This window comes from Flavobacterium sp. ASV13 (assembly GCF_000745775.1).
Lineage (GTDB): Bacteria > Bacteroidota > Bacteroidia > Flavobacteriales > Flavobacteriaceae > Flavobacterium.
The window spans coordinates 1-5,502 of sequence record NZ_JQJY01000014.1; the positions used below are offsets into that span (position 1 = coordinate 1).

At 32.2% G+C, this 5,502-nt stretch carries 5 protein-coding genes; all 5 read left to right on the top strand.

The genetic code is table 11. The features are described 5' to 3' along the window. The coding region (locus tag GQ47_RS20500; protein WP_035652511.1) for a hypothetical protein at nt 1-327 on the top strand (327 nt) is incomplete at its 5' end. Between the two features lie 31 nt (nt 328-358). Further along, nucleotides 359-1,672: a hypothetical protein gene (locus tag GQ47_RS20505; RefSeq protein ID WP_035652514.1), complete on the top strand. Its 1,314-nt coding sequence runs from the start codon at nt 359-361 to the stop codon at nt 1,670-1,672. Nucleotides 1,673-1,735: 63 nt separating this feature from the next. Beyond that, on the top strand, nt 1,736-2,320 hold the full coding sequence (locus GQ47_RS20510; RefSeq protein WP_035652517.1) for a hypothetical protein: 585 nt from the start codon (nt 1,736-1,738) through the stop codon (nt 2,318-2,320). Beyond that, a complete protein-coding gene (locus GQ47_RS20515) occupies nt 2,317-4,488 on the top strand; it encodes a hypothetical protein (RefSeq protein ID WP_035652518.1) in 2,172 nt (723 codons plus the stop codon). The genes GQ47_RS20510 and GQ47_RS20515 overlap by 4 nt, the downstream gene beginning before the upstream one ends. Nucleotides 4,489-4,538: 50 nt before the next feature. Continuing rightward, the coding region (locus tag GQ47_RS20520) for a phage DNA encapsidation protein (protein ID WP_238568018.1) at nt 4,539-5,502 on the top strand (964 nt) is incomplete at its 3' end.

Here is a 5,502-nt window from a genome sequence, read left to right on the forward strand (position 1 = left end):
AATGTAGGTTCAGTTTATGCTTATAATTTAGAGGGTTGTTATATCGAGGGTAAATTGAGTATAGCGTCAGCACCTGCAAATTTAGCTGTATTCAGAAATATAAACAATTCATGCATAAACACAACTATTTTCTTACAAGATGAAACACTTGCAAGTTTTATAACCGCATCTGACGGTGAGGGTGGACCGAGCCCAACAATTCTTAACACTGACAAAATGACATTTTTACAAGGTCAGACAGAAACAAGTAGATTTAAACTTGTCACAGATGCACAGATGAAAGATGCTGTATATCTTGCGGATATTGGTTTCGATATAGTTCCATAGTTGCGACATCGCAACCAGAAAGGGTGATAAAATGAGTTGGTTTATACAAGCAGATGTCAATAACGGATATCCTGCACAAAACACATGGCGTGAGTCATGGCAAACAAGTTGGACATCGACACAATCACATAGATATCCTGACCATATGTGGAGAATACAGTCAGGTATTAATAATGGTTATCCATGGCTCTATCCATGGTTTAAGGAAAGTACTTCTGATATCGGTGATGTAGTAATAGGCGGTTCACAGAGCAACTATCCTAATGGATTTACTAAGTCAGATAAAGGTGGTATTCGTGATGACTTTGACGATGTGCCAATGATAACCGACGGTTCAATCGGAAGCATATTTGCTAATAGTGTAATAACAAGTGCAGTTGATGGCAGAGCATTTGTAATATCTGGTGCTAAGCTTAAAGAGTGTCTTGACAGTTTTAATGATGATAGTATATTTTCACAAACAATTAAGGAAACAGTAATGGCATTTTATGGTGCAAATATTTTTGATAGTATCATATCTTGTAAACTGTTTCCATTTGATATCGCACAGTTAGTATTTAATAATGGGTCTAATGTAAGACAGAGTGTAATAAGTTCTAGTACAGCAGATATAAATGCTTTTGGTAAATACACATTAGCACAAAATGCAAACAAGTTAGCTAGTTCAGTAGGGTGTTATAGATTTGGTACAATTCATGTTGAACCATTACAAGCATGGGAAATAGAAAACATTGATTTTTCTATATGGTTGCCTATGGCAGGACTTTTTCCAATTGATATTCGTGGAGTATCAGATGTAGATATTATGTTATATGTAGACATGATTAATGGTTTAGGTGAATATGCTGTTTTCATAAACAGACAGTTAACAGGAACTTACAGAGTAATGTTAGGTATTGATGTGCCTGTAAATACTAACATTGGACGTATGCAAGCTAATATGTTAACAAATGTTGTATCAACTTTTGCTAGAGGTTTAGGTTCTTTGGCAGGTGGTATAGCAGAGGGTACTGCTAAGGGTGCTATAATAAACGGTACTACTGGTATCGGTGGTATGCTTGCAGGAACTATGCCACATTACACAATGAATACGCCGTCATGCGGTGGTTTGGCAAGTATGCAGAACACAGGCAATCCTAGAATAGTAGCCAAAATTCCTAAAATGTTTAAAGAGGGATATGGTTATAAAGAGACTTTGGGATGGAATAGGTCAACGTGCTATGTTAGACTTAATGAGTGTAGTGGATATGTCAAGTGTAGAAACTACAAGACAGATATAATTGTTGCTACGGATAGTGAAAAGCTTGAAATAGAACAGTTAATGAATAACGGAGTATTTATATGAGTTGCGACATCGCAACTCATATAACAGAGTTGCGACATCGCAACTAGAATGGAGTGATGAATAATGGCAAAGAAAGTTAGAGTAAGTGATTTAAAAGGTCGTGCTAAATTAGAGCATGAGTACAGAAAGAAAGTTAGATTAGCTAACAAGATACTTAAAAGGTTTGATGAAGAAAACAAAAGATTTATACTCGATGATGATTATGGTGCAACGTTTCATGACAAAACAATAGTTACCAAAAAAGGAATGTTCAGAAGTAACCCCACAGAGTTAAATGTTAAAGAACTTAATTCTAGATTAGAAATGATTAAAAATTTCATTTGGGATAGCGATGATTATTTCAGAGACGTTGATATGTTGACAGAAGTAGCAACTAAAATGGAAAAGTGGGAACTTAATAAAGAACATGGTATGCCTGAAATGTCACAAGATTTGGCTGACTTTTTTACTTTTGTAAAAGCTATGATGGGAGACACATTTGACCCGTCAAAAACAAGTATTTTACAAGCGGCTAGAGCAATGTTAAAAGAGGGCGGAGAGAAAAATACTTATGAACAATTAAAGCAACGTTTCTTAGATGCTATGGCAAATAGTGAAGATACAGGAACGTTATACGATATATTTTCACAACAAGGAAGATACATATGATTTACTGGGAAGATTTTGATTTTAATGAACTACCTGACATTGAAGCAATAAAAGGTAACAAACAGAATTATTATTTAAATTCTGATTTTGCTGTTGATATTGAAGTAAGTTCATTTTATCATGAGGGACAGAAAAGAGCATATCCTTATATAATGATGGTTAATATGTGCGGTAATATAATTTATTGTAGATATTTAACAGAATTATATGAGATATTCCAGAGACTTAAAGATAGATATAAACTATCATATAGAAGACGGATATTAATGTTCATACATAACTTGTCTTATGAATTTCAGTTCTTTAGAGATATATGTAATTTTACAGAAGTTTTTGCAAGAACAAGACTAAAACCAATGAAGTGTTTTGACTTAAATAGTTGTATTGAATTTCATTGTAGCTATACAATATCAGGATTAAAATTATCTAACCTTGCTAAGAATTTGAAAAGTGTAAAGATAGAAAAACTTGACGGTGATGAATATGATTATAAATTAATAAGACATAGTGAAACTCCATTAACTGAAATGGAAATGAAATACTGTGAACACGATGTGCTGATTTTACATTACTGGATACAAGAAGAAATATCTAAGAATGAGGGTAAAATAACAAAAATACCATTAACACAAACAGGATATATTAGGCGTGAATGTAGAGATTATATATTTAACAACACAAATAGAGGTAAATATAAATACATGATTAAAAAATGTACTCCATCAACAGATTGTTTTATATGTTTACATAAAGCTTTTGCAGGTGGAGATACTCATGCAAATTATATTCATGTTAGAAGTGAAGTTAAAAATGTAGCAAGTTTTGACTTTGCTAGTAGTTATCCAGCAGTTATGGTTAAATGTAAATATCCTAGAGAATTTAAAAAAGTAGATGTTATGTCAACAGGTATGTTTGAAAATATGATAGAGAAAAAGGCTTGTGTATTTAAAATAGCCTTTGATAAGATAGAAGCAAAAAGACATCATCATACTCTTAGTGTATCTAAATGTGAAACTTACAACAGAAAAACTTTAGTCGTGGATAATGGTAGAGTAGTTAAAGGTGAATGTATTACAACATATATGACCGATGTTGACTATAAAGATTTTGTAAAGTTTTATGATTTTGAGGGCAGACAAATAATTGATTTTTATTATAGTGAATATGAGTATTTACCTACACCATTTGTTGAATACATACTAGAATTGTTTAAGAATAAGACAGAGTTAAAAGGATTAAAGGGAGAGTTAGAAGAAGCTTTATACATGAAAAGTAAACAGCACATTAATGGTTTATATGGAATGTGTGTGACTAACATAGCTAACGAAAATGCTGTGTTTACAGATAAATGGGAAAAATATCCTGAACTGACAATAGAAGAAGAATATAAACATTTAACAGATGTTCTTGAAGAATATAAAAACGGATATGGAAGTTTCTTGTTATATCAATGGGGTGTTTGGGTTACTGCATGGGCAAGACATTTCTTAAGAGAAACTATAATGAAGATAGAAGATAATTCAGATGAATTAGATGGTTTTGTATATTGTGATACAGATAGTATTAAAATGACTGACTATGAAAAACATTTGAAAATAATAAATGATTATAATGCACAGAATGAAATTGACATGAGAAAAGCTATGGATTATCATGGAATAGTAGAAGATAGATTTAAAGCTAAAACAGTTAAAGGTGAAATTAAAGTTCTGGGTAACTGGGAATTTGAAGAAGAAAGTTTTGCTACTAAATTTAAAACTCTGGGTGCAAAACGTTATATGTACACGACAGTTGCGACATCGCAACCAGAAGAATATCATTTAACAGTTGCAGGATTGAATAAGAAAAAAGCTTTACCATACATTATAGAACATGGTGGTTTTAGGTTCTTCAAAAAGGGTATGAGAATACCACCTGATTATACAGGTAAATCAACACATAGCTATATAGACGAATACTATGATATAGATGTTATAGATTATCTAGGCAATGTTAGTAACTGTCAAGCATATCATTATATACACCTTGAAGAACAGGAGTATAATTTAAGTATTGCTACACAGTTTGAAAAATTCCTAAAGGATACCACAATAAGTGGCGAACCTATTGAGAATAGAGTTAAACTTTTCAGAACAGGTGCTATGAGTACAGGGGGTCATTTTGCATGAGTGATTATTATTCATTAAAGAAAATTGATAGTAAAAAGTGTTTGTATAACATGATAATAGGCAAGAGAGCAAACGGTAAAACATATGCAATTATAAAAGAACACAGCATTAAAGACTACTTTAAAGACGGTTCACGACTTGCATATATAAGAAGATTTAAAGAGGATTTAACTCCACGAAATATAGGTGAGTTATTAACTCCACATTTGCCATTGATAGAAAAGTTGTCTAAAGGTAGATTTAATAGTATAAAGTATTTCAACAGAGAGTTCTGGTTCTGCAAGAGGAATGAAAAGAATGAGATAACTGACATATCTGAAACGAGTGTAATAAAATGTTTTTCGCTGAACACATGGGAGTCAGCAAAAGGTGCAGACAATGGTTATTTCAAAACTGTATTCTTTGATGAATTTCTTACGAGAGGTTTTTATCTGAAAGACGAATTTATAATGTTCACAAACTTGCTGTCAAGTATTATAAGAAATAGAGATGGTACGACAATTTATATGGTTGCTAATACTGTAAATAAATATTGTCCGTACTTTGCAGAAATGGGTCTGTCTAATATTGAGAAAATGGCACAGGGTACTATTGATATATACAAATACGGTGAGACTGGTTTGTCAATAGCCGTTGAATATTGTAGTGATTGTATAGCAGGTAGAAAAGTAAACAAATACTTTGCTTTTGATAATCCTAGATTGCAAATGATAAAGTCAGGTTCATGGGAGTTGGACAATTATCCACACTGTCCTGTTGACTATGACGAAAAAGATGTACTTTTCCATGCGTTCATTGATTTCAATGGAGCGTTAATTCATGGTGAAGTAGTAAGATATATAGATAGTTACACTAAGAATAAACATCTGTTTGTATTTTTCTATAAGCAAACTAAAGAGATTGACTTTGAAAAGATAAAAGTACTATACACGGATAAACCAGACAGCAATATTTTACACTGTCACTTTGTTCATGAACAACCAAGTAAAATGCATAAAATGTTTATTGAATTGA

Excerpts from the sequence above, each read along its gene's own strand:
- GQ47_RS20515 (WP_035652518.1), top strand. The coding sequence starts at position 2,317 with ATGATTTACTGGGAAGATTTTGATTTTAATGAACTACCTGACATTGAA.
- GQ47_RS20505 (WP_035652514.1), top strand. The coding sequence starts at position 359 with ATGAGTTGGTTTATACAAGCAGATGTCAATAACGGATATCCTGCACAA.
- GQ47_RS20510 (WP_035652517.1), top strand. The coding sequence starts at position 1,736 with ATGGCAAAGAAAGTTAGAGTAAGTGATTTAAAAGGTCGTGCTAAATTA.